General features: G+C 62.9%; 12 protein-coding genes. 5 read left to right on the forward strand and 7 right to left on the reverse strand.

The window, feature by feature from the left end:
• Window positions 1-33 precede the first annotated feature (33 nt).
• From ACIQWS_RS23010 to ACIQWS_RS23030, 5 genes are all read right to left on the reverse strand, one after another.
• On the reverse strand, window positions 34-1,581 hold the full coding sequence (locus ACIQWS_RS23010) for a DHA2 family efflux MFS transporter permease subunit (RefSeq protein ID WP_403184665.1): 1,548 nt from the start codon (window positions 1,579-1,581) through the stop codon (window positions 34-36).
• Entirely contained in the window at window positions 1,574-2,794 is a 1,221-nt protein-coding gene (locus ACIQWS_RS23015) for an HlyD family secretion protein (RefSeq protein ID WP_403184667.1), read from the reverse strand. Before ACIQWS_RS23015 ends, ACIQWS_RS23010 begins: the two co-directional genes overlap by 8 nt.
• On the reverse strand, window positions 2,787-3,251 hold the full coding sequence (locus tag ACIQWS_RS23020; protein ID WP_105735155.1) for a MarR family winged helix-turn-helix transcriptional regulator: 465 nt from the start codon (window positions 3,249-3,251) through the stop codon (window positions 2,787-2,789). Before ACIQWS_RS23020 ends, ACIQWS_RS23015 begins: the two co-directional genes overlap by 8 nt.
• Before the next feature lie 172 nt (window positions 3,252-3,423).
• Window positions 3,424-4,278 carry a ferredoxin--NADP reductase gene (locus ACIQWS_RS23025; RefSeq protein ID WP_346307656.1) on the reverse strand — a complete coding sequence of 285 codons (855 nt, stop codon included), beginning with the start codon at window positions 4,276-4,278 and terminating at the stop codon, window positions 3,424-3,426.
• A gap of 250 nt (window positions 4,279-4,528) precedes the next feature.
• Window positions 4,529-5,515 (reverse strand): aldo/keto reductase, encoded by a 987-nt coding sequence (locus ACIQWS_RS23030; RefSeq protein ID WP_346307655.1) that lies wholly within the window; start codon window positions 5,513-5,515, stop codon window positions 4,529-4,531.
• A gap of 177 nt (window positions 5,516-5,692) precedes the next feature.
• On the opposite strand from ACIQWS_RS23030, the gene ACIQWS_RS23035 reads away from it, so the two are divergent.
• Genes ACIQWS_RS23035 through ACIQWS_RS23045 form a run of 3 tightly spaced genes read left to right on the forward strand, consistent with a single transcriptional unit; the run spans window position 5,693 to window position 8,330 of the window.
• Window positions 5,693-6,553, forward strand: a complete 861-nt coding sequence (locus tag ACIQWS_RS23035) for an ABC transporter substrate-binding protein (RefSeq protein WP_346307654.1) — start codon at window positions 5,693-5,695, stop codon at window positions 6,551-6,553.
• On the forward strand, window positions 6,550-7,545 hold the full coding sequence (locus tag ACIQWS_RS23040) for an iron ABC transporter permease (RefSeq protein WP_346307653.1): 996 nt from the start codon (window positions 6,550-6,552) through the stop codon (window positions 7,543-7,545). Before ACIQWS_RS23035 ends, ACIQWS_RS23040 begins: the two co-directional genes overlap by 4 nt.
• Window positions 7,542-8,330: an ABC transporter ATP-binding protein gene (locus ACIQWS_RS23045; protein ID WP_346307652.1), complete on the forward strand. Its 789-nt coding sequence runs from the start codon at window positions 7,542-7,544 to the stop codon at window positions 8,328-8,330. Before ACIQWS_RS23040 ends, ACIQWS_RS23045 begins: the two co-directional genes overlap by 4 nt.
• Before the next feature lie 268 nt (window positions 8,331-8,598).
• Here ACIQWS_RS23045 and ACIQWS_RS23050 read toward each other — a convergent pair whose 3' ends face one another.
• Window positions 8,599-10,863 carry a mechanosensitive ion channel family protein gene (locus tag ACIQWS_RS23050; protein WP_403184672.1) on the reverse strand — a complete coding sequence of 755 codons (2,265 nt, stop codon included), beginning with the start codon at window positions 10,861-10,863 and terminating at the stop codon, window positions 8,599-8,601.
• Window positions 10,864-11,070: 207 nt separating this feature from the next.
• On the opposite strand from ACIQWS_RS23050, the gene ACIQWS_RS23055 reads away from it, so the two are divergent.
• Complete coding sequence (locus ACIQWS_RS23055; protein ID WP_346306940.1) at window positions 11,071-12,315, forward strand: efflux RND transporter periplasmic adaptor subunit; 1,245 nt, start codon at window positions 11,071-11,073, stop codon at window positions 12,313-12,315.
• The gene (locus ACIQWS_RS23060; RefSeq protein ID WP_403184675.1) at window positions 12,312-15,434 is read left to right on the forward strand and encodes an efflux RND transporter permease subunit; all 3,123 of its coding nucleotides are present in this window, start codon (window positions 12,312-12,314) and stop codon (window positions 15,432-15,434) included. The genes ACIQWS_RS23055 and ACIQWS_RS23060 overlap by 4 nt, the downstream gene beginning before the upstream one ends.
• Before the next feature lie 13 nt (window positions 15,435-15,447).
• Here the strand turns inward: ACIQWS_RS23060 and ACIQWS_RS23065 are convergent, their stop codons facing one another.
• Window positions 15,448-17,136 carry an AMP-binding protein gene (locus ACIQWS_RS23065; protein ID WP_403184677.1) on the reverse strand — a complete coding sequence of 563 codons (1,689 nt, stop codon included), beginning with the start codon at window positions 17,134-17,136 and terminating at the stop codon, window positions 15,448-15,450.
• Between the last annotated feature and the right edge of the window lie 42 nt (window positions 17,137-17,178).

The raw sequence follows: 17,178 nt of genomic DNA on the forward strand, positions 1-17,178 counted from the left end.
GGCGGGCGGTCCGGTGGACCGCCCGCCCTTGTTTCATTCCATCACCGCATGTTCCGGCGGCGCGGCGCTGGGTGCCGGCTTGCGCAGCAGGAACACCAGCGGGATGGCCGCCAGCGACATCAGCATCAGCAGCTTGAAATCGTCCATATAGGCGATGATCGTGGCCTGCAGGGTGATGATGCCGTCAAGCGAAGCACGGCCCGCCGCCTTCAGCGGGTCGAGATGCTGCATCACGGCAGGCGCATTGAAGGCGTGGTTGAACGGCGTGACATAGGCGGCGATCGAGGCGTGGTTGGTCTGCACATTCTCGGTGATCAGCGCCGTGACGATGGAAATGCCGACGCTGGAACCGATGTTGCGCGACAGATTGTACAGGCCCGTGCCTTCGCCGCGCATGCTGGCGGGCAGGGTGGCAAAGGCAATCGTCGTCAGCGGCACGAAGAGGAAGCCGAGGCCCGCACCCTGGATGAAGCCCACCGAAACGATGGTCCACTGCGATACGTCAGGCGTCCAGCCGGTCATGTCGTACATGGCCCATGCGGTCAGCCCGAGGCCGAGCACCAGGAGGAAGCGCGTGTCGACCTTGCCGATGAGGCGGCCGACGATGAACATGCACACCATCGTGCCGACACCGCGCGGGCCCATGACGATACCTGCCGTGGTGACGGGATAGCCCATGAGCGTCTGCAGATACGGCGTCATCAGGGCAAGCGAGGCGAGATAGGTCACGCCGACGATGAAGATGAAGAACATGCTGACGGCAAAGTTCCGGTCAAGGAACAGCCTTGGATTGACGAAGGACCGTTCGGCCGTGAAGGTGTGGCTGAGGAACAGGTAGAAGGCGCTGACGCAGACCAGCGCTTCCAGCTGGATCTCGCCGGAGGAAAACCAGTCGAGCTGTTCGCCGCGGTCGAGAAAAAGCTGAAGGGCGGCGATGGCAAGGCTGAGCGTGCCGAAGCCGAACCAGTCGAGCTTGGCCTTCAGCTCCCGCCCGGTTTCGGTGACGAAGGCAACAATGCCGACAAAGGCGAGAAGGCCGATGGGAACGTTGATGTAAAACACCCAGCGCCAGCTGATATTGTCGGTCAGCCAGCCGCCGATGACAGGGCCGAGCACGGGACCGACCATGACGGAAACGCCGAACAGCGCCATGGCCGAGCCGCGCTCCTCGACGGAATAGATGTCGAGAAGAATGCCTTGCGACAGGGGGACGAGCGAGGCGCCGAACAGGCCCTGCAACAGCCGGAAAGCCACGATCTGCGGCAGCGACTGGGCGATGCCGCACAGCACCGACGCCACGACGAACCCGGCGATGGCGGTGAGCAGCACGCGCTTGCGGCCGAAGCGGGCGGCGAGAAAGCCCGACGGCGGCGTCATGATGGCAGCAGCGACGATGTAGGAGGTCAGGACCCAGTTGATCTGGTCGGCGCTCGCCGCAACGCTGCCCTGGATATAGGGCAGCGCCACGTTGGCGATGGTCGTATCGAGCGCCTGCATGATCACGGCGAGAATGACACAGGCCGTGATCGCGCCGCGATTGGCAACCGGCGCGGTGCCCGGCAGTGCGACGGTGCTAGACATGATCCTTGCTGCCCAGGAGCGATTGCACGAACTGCGGCAGGCCGCGTGCATGACCGGTATCGACTTCGGCCGTCACGCTCATGCCGACGCGCAGGGGCGGCTTGCCAGCCATATCGTTAATGCTGACGAGCATGGGGATGCGCTGAACAACCTTAACCCAATTGCCGGTTGTATTCTGCGCGGGCAGCAGCGAGAAGCTCGAGCCGGAGGCCGGGCTGATGCTGGCAACCGTGCCCTTCCATTCGACGCCCGGATAGGTGTCGACGGTCACTGTCACGGGCTGGCCGGGCTTCACATAGGTCAGCTCGGTTTCCTTGGGGCTGGCGGCGACCCACATATGGGTTGTCGAAACCAGGCTGAAACCGGCCTGCGAGGCCTGGAGATAGGCGCCGACCTGCAGCGAACTGACATTGGTCACGATCCCATCGAAGGGCGCACGCACCGTGGTCGCGTCAAAATCGTGCTGGGCCTTGTCGACGGTTGCCTTTGCCGCGAGATAGGACGGGTTCTGCTCAACCGGCTGGTCGGCATTGTTGCCCAATTGGGCGAGCGTGGTGGCAGCCTGTGCCCTGGCGACATCGACCTTCTGCTGCGCGGCGTCGAGATCATGCTTGGCCTGATCATAGGTGGCCTTGGAAACGGCGGCGGTGTTGGTCAGGTCCGCCTGGCGCTGCAGGGTCTTCTGATAGAAGGGAATGTCGGATTCCGCCTGGGCGATTTCCGCCAGCGTCTGCTTGTAGCTCGCCTGCAGGTTGAGAATCTGGTTGCGAACGGTGCCGAGCTGCGCCTGCGCACCCTCCAGAGCGATGCGGTAGACGTCGGGGTTGATGCGGAACAGGATCTGTCCCTGCTTGACGACCTCGTTGTCATGCACGTCGATGGCGCTGACCAGCCCCGATATATCGGTGGAAACGCCGACCATGTCCGCCTGCACATAGGCGTTGTCGGTGGACATGACCTGCCCGCCGGTGACGTAGAAATAGCCGCCGACCACGAGGGCAAGCGGCAGCGCGGCGAAGAGCACGGGGCGCAGACGGTTGCGGCGGGTTTTCGGCGGCGTGATATCGGGCAGCGGCACCGGTTCGTTGACGCGGGCGGTTACCGGCGCTTCGCCGGGTGCTTCGGTCTTTTCCAGAACGGGCGCGGCATGCCCCGGCGCGGCGGGGTGATCGGTATTGGCGGGAATGCGGGAGTTGAGAGATCCGTCAGCCATGGTGTGTCTTCCTGTCATCGACCGGTGTCTGACAGGCATCGATCAAATTGGACTTCATAAGGGTTAGAGTGCGGATGAGATGTTCGCGGTCTTCCGCCGGCACATTTTCGAGGGCTTCGGACCGGGTGACTTCGCCGATGACGCGCATATCCGCCAGATGCGGGCGCGCTTCATCGCGCAGGAACAGCAGCCAGATGCGGCGGTCGGTCGGGTGCCGGCGCCGCTCGATCAGGTTGCGCTCCTGCAGCTTGTCGAGGATGCGCACCAGCGTGATCGGCTCGATTTCGAGGATTTCCGCGAGGCCAGCCTGATGAATCCCCTCGTTCTTGGACAGATAGGCCAGCGTCTGCCACTGCGACCGGGTCAGGCCGAGGCATTTCGCCCGCTGTTCAAACCGCTTGCGCAGCAACCGCGCAACATCGTGCAGCAGAAAGCCAAGAGTGGGTGTGTCGTCCATGATGTGGGGTTTTGAAACTCATAAGGGTGCTTATAACATTCACACATATAGCATGTGGACTCATGTTTTAGAAGAGACAAGGTGTCACAAGTCAGTGAGGCAAGCCGCATAACAAAATGCCCGGCCTCAAGGAGGCCGGGCACGATATTCCAGATGTTTCTGCAGGCAGGTTTCAGCCGACGAAGGCCCGCTCGACCACATAGGTCGCCGGTTTGTTGTTGGCGCCTTCGACCAGGCCGAAGGATTCCAGAATGGCCTTGGTGTCGTGGATCATGTGCATCGAGCCGCAGATCATGCCGCGGTCGGTTTCGGGATCGAGCGGCGGCAGGCCGAGATCGTTGAACAGCTTGCCGCTCTGCATCAGGTCGGTGATGCGGCCCATATGGGTGAATGGTTCACGCGTGGTCGTGGTGTAGAGCCGCAGGCTGTCGGCGGCGAATTCACCGATCAGCGGGTCATCCTTGATGCCCTCGACCATTTCGGTGATGTATTTCAGCTCGGCGATATCCCGGCAGGTCTGGATCAGGATGACCTCTTCGAATTTTTCGTAGGTCTCGGGGTCGCGGATCAGGCTGGCGAAGGGGGCGACGCCGGTTCCCGTCGACAGCATGTAGAGCCGCTTGCCGGGAAGAAGTGCATCGAGAACCAGCGTTCCCGTCGACTTCTTGCGCAGGAGGACCGTATCGCCGCGCTTGATCTTTTGCAGATGTTCGGTCAGCGGGCCGTTGTCGACCTTGATCGAGAAGAATTCGATTTCCTCGTCCCAGGACGGGCTGGCGATGGAATAGGCGCGATAGACAGGCTTTTCCGCATTGGGCAGGCCGATCATGACGAATTCGCCGGAACGGAAGCGGAAGCTTGTGGGCCGCGTGATACGGAAACGGAACAGGCGATCGGTATAGTGGCGCACCTCGGTGACCGTTTCCGCGAACACATTGTCGGGAATCGCAAATGCAACCGGTGCCGAAAGGTCATCCGTTGCATGAATAGGTGCCGCCGTGACGGTCGCTGACGAAGATGCAGTCATCCCTGGGTCTCTCGCTCAATACTTCGTGTCAACACATGAAAGAGAGCCGGGCGTTGCTCCATTCATTGCCTGATTTCCGGCCGCCGCATATGCCAGCCGGGCGCGCTGAACGAAGTCAGCGAGCCCTTATGTAATCAGATGAGCGGAATATGCAATGGCTGATATTGCAAGGCAGATCAGCAAATTAGCGGTTGCTGCCACCCGATGAAACCCATGCCGATACTAATCCGGAGCGATCTTTTAGAAGAATTTAGCGAAGGACGAAACGTTCGCAGTCGGTGTATACAGATTCCGGGACTTTCGTGGATAAAATTTCCAGATTGCGGGTCAGGCTCGAGGGCTTGGCGGTGCCGATCAAAACATTCGCCACAACCGGTTCACGGAACGGAAACTGGATGGCGGCGGCTGCCAGCGGCACATTTTCAGCTTCCGCGACGGCCTGCATGGCGCGGACGCGCTCGAGAATATCCGCGGATGCCGGGCCATAATCGAAGTGCGCGCCGGGCACCGGCCCCGTCGCCAGAATGCCGGAATTGAACACGCCGCCAATGACGAGGGAGGTGTTCTGCGTCCGGCAGAGGTCCAGCAGGCCGCGTTCGGCCGCGCGGTCGAGCAGGGAATAGCGCCCGGCGAGAAGAATGCAGTCGAGCGGATGCCGGGCCAGCACATCGAGGCAGACCTCGACCTCGTTCACCCCCAACCCATAGGCGGCAATCGCCCCGGCCGACTTGAGTTCGTCCAGCGCCTTCAGCCCGCTGCCGAGCAGCTGGTCCATATAGACGGCGTTTTGTTCGGTGCCGTGGGTGTAGGCACCGATATCGTGCACGTAAAGGATGTCGGTCCGGTTCAGGCCGAGGCGCGCCAGGCTGAATTCGAAGGAGCGCATGATGCCGTCATAGCTGTAGTCATAGTCGACGGCGAAGGGCAGGGGATTGACGTAGGAATGATCGGGGACCTGATCCTCCGGCACCGGGCGCATGAGGCGACCGACCTTTGTCGAAAGCACGTAGCTGTCGCGCGGCTTGTCGCGCAGGAAGTCGCCGGTGCGGCGCTCCGACAGGCCGAAACCGTAAAACGGCGCCGTGTCGAAATAGCGTATGCCGGCATCCCATGCGGTCTGCAGGGTTTCCATTGCGGCGTCGCGCGTGCATTCACGATACAGCCCGCCAATCGCCGCCCCGCCGAAGCCGATTTCAGTGACGGCCAGCGGCGTTTTACCAATCTTGCGAATGTCCAATTGTCTCTCCCGGAATCTGTCCCATGGTGGAAGCGGCAAAACGGGATGTCAACCGGTCAGACGATGGATATGCCGCAGGAATGACTATACGCCGGACGATATTGATGGCAGCTATAGGCAGGTCGCCGCATGCCGCCAAGGTTTCGGCTGTATGAGGGGCAAGGGGAGTTTGCGGGCGTGAGCAGGGGATACAGACGGGCTGTCGGCGCAGGCGCGGCGTGGTTGGCATCCGCCATTGCGCTGCTTGCCACGGTCGATTCCACGTCGGCCGAAGCACCGGGGCGTGTCGTCTCCATGAACCTTTGCACTGATCAGCTGGCGATGCTGCTGGCATCGGGCGGGCAGCTCGTTTCCGTGTCCTATCTCGCCGCGGATGCGACCGTATCGGTTCTGGCCGGGGAGGCGGGGGCGTTTGCGCTCAATCATGGTCAGGCGGAAGAGATATTCCTGATGCAGCCGGATCTCGTCCTGACCAGCACCTACACCACGCGGGCCACGACCGCTATTCTCAGGCGGCTGGGATTTCGCGTCGAGGAATTCCCGCCGGAAGCCTCCTTCGACGATATCCGCGCCAATGTGCGGCGGATGGGTGCCCTGCTCGGGCGCGAAGCCAGGGCGGAAGAACTGCTGGGCGCCATGGACACGGCCCTGGCAAGCATTCCGGCACGCAGCGCCGATGCACCCACCGTCGCGCTCTATTATGCCAACCAGATTACCGCGGGCCGCAGCACCCTGGCCGGTGAGGTCGTCAACCGGGCGGGGCTGATCAATATGGGCGAAAAGCTGGGCCTCGACGGCACGCAAAAATTGTCGCTGGAACAACTGGTCATGGCCAAGCCGGACCTGATTGCCACCCACAACGCCTATCCGGCGCCTGCCCTTGCCTATGACGCGCAGCTCCATCCGGCGTTCCGGGCGGCGCTGCAGGGGCGGCAGCCCGTCGATATCCCCGACAAGTACTGGATATGCGGCGGACCGTTCACGGCAGAGGCCGTCAAGCTGCTGTCGGATGCGGCACGGCGGGAGGGCTCCAGATGAAGGATCATTACCGTCTTCTCCTGTCCGGGCTTGCGCTGTTGACCCTTGTCCTGTTCGTGCTGTCGCTGCTCGCCGGTCCGGCCGCACTGGGCATGTCGGACAGTATCCGCGCCCTGCTGACGGGACAGGGCGATGCCATCGTCATCGTCATGCGGGAAATACGGCTGCCGCGCGCGCTGCTCGGCCTGATGATCGGGGCGACCCTCGGGCTCTCCGGCGCGGTGCTGCAGGGCTATCTGCGCAATCCGCTGGCGGAACCGGGCCTTCTCGGGGTGAGTGCGTCGGCATCGCTCGGCGCGGTGATCGCCATCTATACCGGCCTGTCCCTGGCTTTTCCGCTTGCCCTGCCGCTGATGGCGCTGGCAGGCGCCGTTCTCGCGGTCTTCCTGGTGCAGGCGCTGGCCGGCCGCGGCGCGGGCACGCTGACCATCATTCTCGCCGGTGTCGCCGTCTCGAGCTTTGCCGGGGCGATGACCACGCTGGCGCTGAACCTGTCACCCAACCCGTTTGCCGCGATGGAGATCGTCTACTGGATGCTGGGATCCCTCACCGACCGCTCCATGCTGCATGTGCAGCTTGCCGCCCCGTTCATCCTTGCGGGCTGGGCGCTGCTGTTCAGCCTCGGCCGCGCGCTCGACGCCCTGACACTCGGCCCCGATGCCGCTGCCAGCATGGGCATCAACATCCGGCGGGTACAGTTCTTCGCCATTCTGGGCACGGCCGCATCCGTCGGGGCGGCCACCGCCGTTGCCGGTGCCATCGGCTTTGTCGGCCTGATCGTGCCGCATGTGCTGCGGCCGCTGGTGGGTGCCCGGCCGTCGCGCCTGCTGCCGGCCAGCGCGCTTGGCGGCGCATCGATGCTGCTGGCAGCCGATATTCTCGTGCGCCTGATCGCGCCGGGCCGGGATTTGAAGCTCGGCGTGCTGACGGCCATGATCGGCGCGCCCTTCTTCCTCTGGCTGGTGTTCCGCACGCGAAGGACGCTGATATGACGATCCTCAGCCTGTCCCATGTCCATGCCTCGCTCGGTTCCAGGGCCGTCCTGCACGATGTATCGCTCGACGTTCGCGCCGGTGAATTTGTCGGGCTGATCGGCCCGAACGGTGCGGGCAAGTCAACTCTTCTGCGCAGCATCCTCGGCCTGGTGCCGTCGAGCGGCGACATCGGCATTGCCGGAAAACCGGCGCGGCGGATGAACGTCGGGGAGCGGGCAAAGCACGTCGCCTATCTGCCGCAGGACCGGGAAATCGCCTGGGCCGTGTCGGTGGAACATCTCGTCTCGCTCGGCCGCACGCCCTACCGCCGCGGATTTTCCCGGCCGAGCGCGCATGATGCGGCGCTGGTCGAACAGGCGATGCAGCGGATGGATGTCCAGCAGCTGCGCCATCGTTCGGCTCTCGACCTTTCCGGCGGTGAGCGGGCGCGGGTGCTGATCGCCCGTGCCCTGGCGCAGGATGCGGCGCTCCTGCTTGCGGACGAACCGGCGGCGGGGCTCGATCCGGCGCATCAGATCGGCTTGATGCAGTCGCTCGCCGATCTGGCCGGCAAGGGCTCGGCGGTGGTCGCATCCCTGCACGACCTCAGCCTTGCCGCGCACTGGTGCAGCCGGCTGGTTCTCATCCACGCAGGCAGGATCGTTGCTGACGGCAGGCCCGCGGAGGTGCTGACGGCCGATCACATGCGCCGGATCTATGGTGTCGAGGCCTATCTCCAGGCAACGGAGCAGGGGCTGATCGTCCAGCCTGTCGCGCTTGCCGGCACGCCGGAGTGGCACTAGAGCCTTTCCTGTTTAAATAGAACCAGTTCTGTTTCCCGGATGGCGAGACAATCCACGCGGAAGGTAGCGAGGCCGATGTTTACCCATCGGGCGAAGCTGCCTGACAAGGTGGGTGTCCGCCAGCCGGAAACCCGAAGGGCCGGGCGAATTTGGCCCAATGCCATCGGGCTTCGGCTTCGCCCGATGGAAAGACATCGGTCTCGCCAAACCCCTCGCCCTTGAACCAAATTCCCTCCGGCAGAACGATTCTATTTAAGCAGGAAAGGCTCTAGCCCGGCTTGGCCGCCTGCGTCGACGCGAGTTCGGCGGCCTTCTCCAGGGCGATCTGGGTTGCCGCACCGGCACCGGCCGCGTCGTTGGTCCCCGACCGCACGGTCACCGCATTGGATGCCAGCAGGAGACCGGCTTCGCGGAAGGCCACGAGCAGCCGCTTCATCGCCTCACGCTGGATAAGCGACGGGTTGCCCGGTTTGGCAGTGAATTTGAGCCGGACGATCATCGAATTCTCGGTGATGTCCTGAATGCCCTGGAATTTCAGCGGAACCAGAAATTCCGGGCCGAATTCCGGATCCTCGAGCATGTCCTGGCCGACCTTCTTGACCGTCTTGCGGATCTTTTCCGGATCGGTGTCGCGATCGAAGCGCAGCTCGAACTTGATCGTGCTCCAGTCCCGGCTGTAATTCGTCACCGACTGGATCTGTCCGAAGGGGATGGTGTGCACCGGGCCGTTCTGATGGCGCAGCTGCAGGGAGCGCAGCGTGATGCGCTCGACGGTGCCCTTGAGCTTGCCGGTATCGATATATTCACCCGTGCGGAATGCGTCGTCGGCAATGAAGAATATGCCCGAGACCACATCCTTCACCAGCGTTTGCGAGCCGAAGGAAATGGCCAGCCCGAGAACGCCGAAGCCGGCAAGCAGCGGTCCGATATCCATGCCGAGGGATGAAAGCACCACGAGTGCCGTGATCGCAACGATGGCGCCAAAGGCGAGATCGCGCACCAGCGGCAGGATCGTCGAGAGGCGTCCGGCGGCGGTGCGCGTTGGACCGTCCGTGTCCTCCTGTCCCGGCAGCAGCGGCCGCGAGGAAGGAGAGAGGGCGGTGAAATAGTGCCGCAGGAAACTCCAGATGGCCCAGCCGACGACCACGGCAACGCTGATCCTGAGCAGGCCGGTGATGAGCGACAGCGCCATGGCGTAGGCGCTGTCCATATAGCTGGTCCACAGACGGATAATGAGGAAGAGACCGAGAAGCCAGATGCCCCCGGTCGCCAGTGTCTGGATGGCCGCGATGAAAGCCTGCGCCAGCGGCGGCAGCGGCTTGTCATTCTTGTGCCGCTCCTGCATGGCCGCAATCAGCGCATGCATGCCAAGGGCGATGATGGGTATCAGCAGGATGATGACCTGGGTTGCGCCCGCCGCTTCCCCCCAATGGGCGCGCTGCGGAGCACTGGCTGCCATGCAGCCGACAATCCAGATCAGGATGGCAACCAAAGACAGGAATGCCGGAAGCGCGCTTGCGATGACCTGCCGGGTCATGCTCGGTGCCGGTCCGGCAAACACCGCGGTGATGTCCTTGCGCCCGCCTATGAACCACCAGAGCTTCAGAACCGTAACCACGGTCGCTGCAATCAGGAACCAGCCTTCGGTGACGCCGCGGCTGACACCGCTTTCCAGGGACAGGCGGACGAGCTGGCCGACCAGGGCGCCGGTGAGGCCATAGGCAACCAGCATGCGGAAGTGCCATTGAGGATTGTTGATGGGCAGAAGCCTTGCCTGGGGATCGCCGGGCGAAAGGAACAGCCGTCCGACCGCCGCGTAGACCAGGGTCAGCGCTGCGGCGTGCAGCAGCCTCAACGTCAGGGTGGAGGCCATCGGCGCGTCCGCCGTCAGGATGTTGATGACGATGTGCCCGACGGCAATGAAGGCGCAAATGCCGGCGATGTCGCGCACCGTGCGGGCGAGCGAGCCGCGGGCGCGATGGACGAGATCGGCATCCTCGCCGAGCGGGCGGACGATCAGGGCCGTGCCAAGCCGGAAGACGATCCAGCCTGCGGCGGCGGCGGCAAGCAGCGCACCCAGCGTAACGAGGGAAACCTGACTCCAGTCGCCGCCCTGGCTTTGCAGCCCCTTGTCCATCATGAAGGGCAGTTCGACGATGTGGCCGATGCCCGTGAGCCCGACGGAGAGACCGGTGCCGAATGAATCCAGCGCATTCTCGGCCAGGGCTTCGGCCTGATCGAGCGGGCTATCGCCCGGCTGCGCGGCGGGCAAGGCCTTGGCTTTTGCCGGTGCGGGCGCGGGTGCCGGATCCTCCCAACGCACGACAACGTTGCGGCCGCTGGCATAGGCGGCCCGCAGCGTGTTGTTGATGTCGGCTTCGCTTTGGCCCCGCTGCAGCACGATGGTGACGGTTTCCGGCGCCGCGGTCTGCGCGCAAGCGGTTGTGGCCGCTGCGAAAACGCCGGAAAGTGCCGTGCACAGACACAAAAGGACCACGCGCATTGCCGATGGAATGTTCAGGTGTTTCAGCATCGCGGTCCCCTTCGTTCTCCTGATAGGAGTACGCGCATTGCTTGGTCGGCTTCAAGTGCTGATTGCATTGCCCGATCCGGGCGATTGCCGCCCTGTGCATTGCAGCAAACATGACAAAATGGTCATTCGACAAGATGCCGGGAAGGTGAGAGAGTCAATAGCCGATACATTGTTGGCTAACGGGCGGTGCCCTGGAGGTAGCGTGCAGTGAAACGTCTGGGTCTTTTGATCGCGTTCGTTGTATTGGCCGGACTCGGCTACATCTTTCTCTCTCCCCATCTGAACGCGCCGCCTGCCGGCAAGGGGCCGACGACGGTTGCCGCGACAGCGCCGGCCGCAGGGTCCGGCAAGGGACGGTCTGCCGCCGTTCCATCGATTGTTGCCGCCACGGCCAAGACCGAAGACGTGCCCATCACCAAGACGGTTGTCGGCAATATCGAGCCAATCAACACGGTTGTCATCCGGCCGCAAGCCGATGGCGTGGTGATGGCGACCAATGTCAAGGACGGGCAGATGGTCAAGGCCGGAGACGTGCTTTTTCAACTGGATGACCGGACGATCCGAGCGACGATCGAGAAGGACAAGGCGGCGCTGGCCAAGGACCAGGCCAATCTCGATTCCGCCAATCAGGACCTGATCGCGGCGCAGGCCCTGTCGAGCCAGAAAATCAATACGCAGCAGCAGACCTATCAGGCGCTTGCCGTTGTCAATGCGTTGAAAGCGTCGATTGCCATGGATACGGCGCAGATCCAGGCCGACGAGGTCCTCCTGTCCTACATGACCATCAAGGCACCCATCGATGGCCGTGTCGGAGTGGTCAACACATCCGTCGGCAATTTCGTGCGCACCGCGGATACCGGCGGCGGTCTTTTGACCATCACGCGCATGGCGCCGCTGCGTGTTTCGTTCACGGTGGCGGAAAGCGATCTGCCGACATTGCGCGATGCGATGAAGGAACGTCAGCTCGACGTTCTGGTCAAGGTTCCCGGCAGCAAGGAAGTGATTGCGTCAGGCCCGCTCAACTTTGTCGATTCCAGCGTCGACACGGCCTCCGGGACGATTGTCCTGAAGGCGGATGTGGCCAATGATGACGGCGCGCTGTGGCCCGGCCAGTACATCAACGCAACGGTCGAAATCGGCACGCACAAGGACGCCGTGACGGTACCGCTGATTGCCATTCAGCAGGGCAATGACGGGACATTCGCCTTTGTCGTCGGCCCCGACAAGAAGGTGATCAAGCAGGCGGTGACCGTGGTTGAAACGGTCGGCGATACCGCCGTCACCACTGCGGGCCTCAAATCCGGCGACCATGTGGTCATCGACGGGCAACTGCATCTGCAGGACGGCTCGAGCGTCATTGAAACGGTGGCCGATGTGGACACTGCGGCGCCCGCGCTGTCGGCGGCCGATGCGGTTGCACCGGATCCGATCAAGACGGACACGGTGCAATGAACATCTCCGCCATATTCATCCGCCGGCCCATCGCAACAATCCTCCTCTCCGTCGCGCTGGCCGCATCGGGCCTGTTTGCCTATCAGTTCCTCCCTGTTGCCGCCCTGCCGCAGGTCGATTTCCCCGTCATATCGGTTTCCGCCCAGCTGCCGGGTGCCGCGCCCGACACCATGGCCAATGCCGTGGCAACGCCGCTGATCAAGCAGTTCGCCACGATACCCTCCGTTTCGACGATCAGCGCCACCAGCACGCAGGGACAGACCCGCGTCACCATCGAATTCGAGCTGGACAGGAACATCGATCAGGCCGCCGCCGACGTCCAAGCGGCCATCGCACGGACGCTGCGGCAACTGCCGGCAAGCATGACGACGCCGCCGAGCTATCGCAAGACCAATCCCGCCGACGCTCCCATCCTGCTGATCGCGCTGCAAAGCGATATGGCGCAATTGTCAAAGCTCGACGATTATGCCGAGCAGGTCATCTCACCGTCGCTATCGACCGTGGATGGCGTCGGCGAGGTCCAGGTGTTCGGGGCCAAGCAGTTCGCCGTGCGCATCGAGGTCGATCCCAATGCCATGAAGGCACGCGGCATCGGCATCGATGAACTGACGAGCGCCGTGGCCGACAACAATTCGATCGCGCCGGTGGGAACGCTCACCAGCCCCACCCAGCAGATGGCAATCGAGGCCGACACGCAGTCGAAGAACGCCGACACATTCCGCCAGATTCTGATCGCGTCGCCCAATGGCAAGCCGGTGCGCCTGGGCGACGTGGCGCGTGTTGTCGATTCCGTTGCCAATACCCAGACCGAGAGCCGCTATGACGGCAAGAAGGCGCTGGTGCTGGCCGTCTTCCGCCAGCCCGGCGCCAATACGGTCGATGTGGTGGACCGCGTGCGGACCATGCTGCCGAAATTCGCCGAAGAGCTCGGCGCGTCCACCAGCCTCAACGTGCTCAACGACCGCTCGACGTCGATCCGGCAGGCCGTATCGGATGTGCAATTCACGCTCATCCTGATCATCGCGCTGGTCGTGATGGTGATCTTCGTGTTCCTGCGGCGGATCGCGGCCACGCTTATCCCGACGATTGCCGTGCCGCTGTCGCTGATCGCCACGCTGGGCGTGATGTATGTCTTCGGCTTTTCCATCGACAATATCTCGCTGCTGGGCCTGACGCTTTCCGTCGGGCTGGTGGTGGACGATGCCATCGTCATGCTGGAGAACATATCCCGGCATATCGAGGAGGGCATGCCGCCGCGCGAGGCGGCGCTCAAGGGCAGCGAGGAAATCGGTTTCACCATCGTGTCCATCACCGCGTCGCTCGTGGCGGTCTTCATCCCCGTCCTGCTGATGGGCGGCGTGGTCGGGCGCATCTTCAACGAATTTGCCGTCGTGGTGACGGTAGCGATCGTGGCGTCGGCGCTGATATCGCTGACCTTGACCCCGATGCTGTGCAGCCACATGCCGGCCATTCCGCATGACGATGGAAAGGGCCGCAAACCCCTGACGGAGCGGGTTTTCGATGCGGTCCTTGGCGGCTACCGCTGGATGCTCGATGTCTGCCTGCGCTTCCGTATCGTTGTCTTCGGAATCTTTCTCCTGACGGTTGTTGCAACGCTTTATCTCTTCTCGTCCATCGACAAGGGCTTTCTGCCGACCGAGGATATCGGCCAGCTTTCCATCTCGACCGAAGCGCGGCAGGACATTTCATTCGATGCCATGGTGGCGCTGCAGAAGCAGGTGGCCGATGTCCTGAGGAGCAAGCCCTATGTGGCCCATGTGGCGTCAACCATCGGCGGCGGCTTCAATTCATCGAGCCTTAATCAGGGCAGTTTCTTCGTTGAGCTCAAACCCAAATCCCAGCGCCTGGCGCTCGACCCGCTGCTGACGGACCTGCGCCAGTCGCTGGCCAAGGTGCCCGGCATCAACAGCTATCCCATCGCCATCCAGAACCTGCGCATCGGCAGCACGTCGTCGCGCGCGCAGTACCAGTTCGTGCTGCAGGGCATCAATGCCGACGATCTCTATCCATGGTCGCAGAAATTCCTGCTGGCGCTGCAGCAGGACCGGCAATATTTTGCCGATGTGACCAGCGACCTGCAGAACAATGCGCTGCAGGCCAATCTGGTGATCGATGCGGACAAGGCGCGGCTCCTCGGCATTTCATCGACGCAGCTGCGCAATTCGCTCTATTACGCCTTCGGCACCAATCAGGCCTCGACCATCTTTTCCACCGGCGACAGCTACGAGGTGATCCTCGAGCTCGATCCGTCCATCCCCTGGACGACCGACAAGCTCGACCAGATGCAGATCCGCTCGACCACCACCAACAAGCTCATTCCGCTGTCTTCCTTCGCCCATGTGGAGCGGCGTGCCGGGCTGCTGGCCGTCAGCCAGTTGAGCCAGCTGCCGGCGGTGACCATCTCCTTCAACCTGCCGCAGGGCATTGCCTTGGGCAGGGCGGTGGAAGAAATCAACAAGATCAAGGCGGAACTGAATGTTCCCGACTCGATTTCCTCGACATTCACCGGCACCGCCAAAGTGTTCCAGCAGGCGCTGTCCAATCAGGGCCTGCTGATCGGCGCGGCGATCCTGACGATCTATATCGTGCTCGGTATCCTCTATGAGAGTTTCATCCATCCGCTGACCATCCTGACCGGCCTGCCGGCGGCGGCGGCCGGGGCGCTGGCGACGCTGCAACTGTTCGGCTTTGACCTCAGCGTGATCGCCATCATCGGCATGCTGATGCTGATCGGCATCGTCAAGAAGAACGCCATCATGATGGTCGACTTTGCCCTTGTCCGGCAGCGGGCGGGCGATACGCCGCATGATGCGATCCGCGAAGCCTGCCTGGTGCGGTTCCGGCCGATTATGATGACGACACTGGCTGCGCTGATGGGAACCCTGCCGATTGCCATCGGTGCGGGCGCCAGTTCGGAATTGCGCCAGCCGCTTGGCGTGGCCGTGGTCGGCGGCCTGTTCGCCTCGCAAATCCTCACGCTGTTCATCACGCCGGTGATCTTCCTCTACATGGAAGACATGTCGCGCGGATCGACGCAGCTGTGGCGCAGGGTCTTCGGCAAACGCGGCACAGTTGCGGCGCCGCACGCGGCGGAATAGGTGCCCCCGCCACTCAGGCGGTTTTTGCTTCCATGAGGCCCAGTTCGTCGATCATGGCCTGCCGCATGATGAATTTCTGGATCTTGCCCGTCACGGTCATCGGATAGTCCTCGACGAAGCGGATATGGGCCGGCACCTTGTAGTGGGCGATCCTGCTCTTGCAGAACTGCAGCACCTCCTGTTCGCTGAGGCCGGCGCCGGGCCGCACCTTGATCCAGGCGCACAGGCATTCGCCATACTTGCTGTCCGGGATGCCGAACACCTGCACGTCGGCGATGCCGGGATGAGTGTAGAGAAACTCCTCGATCTCGCGCGGATAGATATTCTCGCCGCCCCGGATCACCAGGTCCTTGATGCGCCCGACAATGTTGCAATAGCCCTCCGCATCGATGGTTGCGAGATCGCCGGTATGCATCCAGCGCGCCGCGTCGATGGTGGCTGCGGTGTTGGCATCATCGCCCCAATAGCCGCGCATGACGCTGTAACCGCGCGTCAGAAGCTCACCGGTAACACCAGGCGCGACAATGGCGCCATCCGCATCGATGATCTTGACCTCGACATGCGGATGAATGCGCCCGACCGTCGAAACGCGCCGCTCCAGCGGGTCGGTGGCGGAGCTCTGGAAGCTGACCGGACTGGTCTCCGTCATCCCGTAGGCGATGGTGATTTCGCCCTGGTGCATGTCGTGGATGACTTTCCGCATCACCTCTATCGGGCAGGGCGAGCCCGCCATGATGCCGGTGCGCAGGCTGCTGAGGTCGAAGGTCTTGAAGTCGGGATGCCCGAGTATGGCGATGAACATGGTCGGCACGCCGTGCAGTCCGGTGCACTTCTCGGCCTCCACCGTCTGCAGCACCGCGAGCGGATCGAATGCCTCGCCCGGTATGACCATGCAGGCGCCGTGGGTCAGGCAGGCAAGGTTGCCCAGAACCATGCCGAAGCAATGGTAGAACGGCACCGGGATGCACAGGCGGTCGATTTCGGTGAGGCGCATCGCCTCGCCTATGAAGAAGCCGTTGTTGAGAATATTGTGGTGACTGAGCGTCGCGCCCTTGGGGCTGCCGGTGGTGCCGCTGGTGAACTGGATGTTGATCGGGTCGTCGAACTGCAGCATGGCGGCCAGCGCCTGCAGCTGTTGCGTGGCTTCCGGGGTCGCTGCCTGTTCGAGATCGGCGAAGTTGAGCATCCCCGGCGTCTGGTCTGCGCCCAGACGAATGACGGTTCGCAGCGTCGGCAGCTTCGCTGACCGGAGTTCGCCGGGCGCGCAGCTGTCGAGTTCCGGGGCGATCTCGCGCAATATGTCGAGGTAATTGCTGGTCTTCAGGGCGGGCGACAGGATCAGCGCGGCACAGCCGACCTTGTTGACGGCATATTCAAGCTCGTGCGAGCGGTAGGCCGGATTGATGTTGACGAGGATGAGCCCGGCCTTCGCGGTGGCGAACTGGGTCAGCACCCATTCCAGATTGTTGGGTGACCAGATGCCGATGCGGTCACCAGGCTTCAGGCCGAGGGCGATGAGGCCCGCTGCGACGGCGTCAACGCGCTGCTTCAGTTCGGCATAGCTCAGGCGCACATTCTGGTGGCGGACCACAAGGGCGGGACGGTCGGGAAACCGCCCGGCGATATGGTCAAAATGCCGCCCGATCGTTTCGCCGATCAGCGGCTGGCTGCTTGCACCGTGAACGTAGCTTTCCCTGATCATCGCTTGCTCCTCCCAAAGCGTTCAGCAGATGGAGCATACGTT

Origin of the sequence: Phyllobacterium sp. NPDC097923 (assembly GCF_044760925.1) — a bacterium.
Classification (GTDB): domain Bacteria; phylum Pseudomonadota; class Alphaproteobacteria; order Rhizobiales; family Rhizobiaceae; genus Phyllobacterium; species Phyllobacterium calauticae.

Excerpts from the sequence above, each read along its gene's own strand:
- ACIQWS_RS23010 (WP_403184665.1), bottom strand. The coding sequence starts at position 1,581 with ATGTCTAGCACCGTCGCACTGCCGGGCACCGCGCCGGTTGCCAATCGC.
- ACIQWS_RS23015 (WP_403184667.1), bottom strand. The coding sequence starts at position 2,794 with ATGGCTGACGGATCTCTCAACTCCCGCATTCCCGCCAATACCGATCAC.
- ACIQWS_RS23020 (WP_105735155.1), bottom strand. The coding sequence starts at position 3,251 with ATGGACGACACACCCACTCTTGGCTTTCTGCTGCACGATGTTGCGCGG.
- ACIQWS_RS23025 (WP_346307656.1), bottom strand. The coding sequence starts at position 4,278 with ATGACTGCATCTTCGTCAGCGACCGTCACGGCGGCACCTATTCATGCA.
- ACIQWS_RS23040 (WP_346307653.1), top strand. The coding sequence starts at position 6,550 with ATGAAGGATCATTACCGTCTTCTCCTGTCCGGGCTTGCGCTGTTGACC.
- ACIQWS_RS23045 (WP_346307652.1), top strand. The coding sequence starts at position 7,542 with ATGACGATCCTCAGCCTGTCCCATGTCCATGCCTCGCTCGGTTCCAGG.
- ACIQWS_RS23050 (WP_403184672.1), bottom strand. The coding sequence starts at position 10,863 with ATGCTGAAACACCTGAACATTCCATCGGCAATGCGCGTGGTCCTTTTG.
- ACIQWS_RS23060 (WP_403184675.1), top strand. The coding sequence starts at position 12,312 with ATGAACATCTCCGCCATATTCATCCGCCGGCCCATCGCAACAATCCTC.
- ACIQWS_RS23065 (WP_403184677.1), bottom strand. The coding sequence starts at position 17,136 with ATGATCAGGGAAAGCTACGTTCACGGTGCAAGCAGCCAGCCGCTGATC.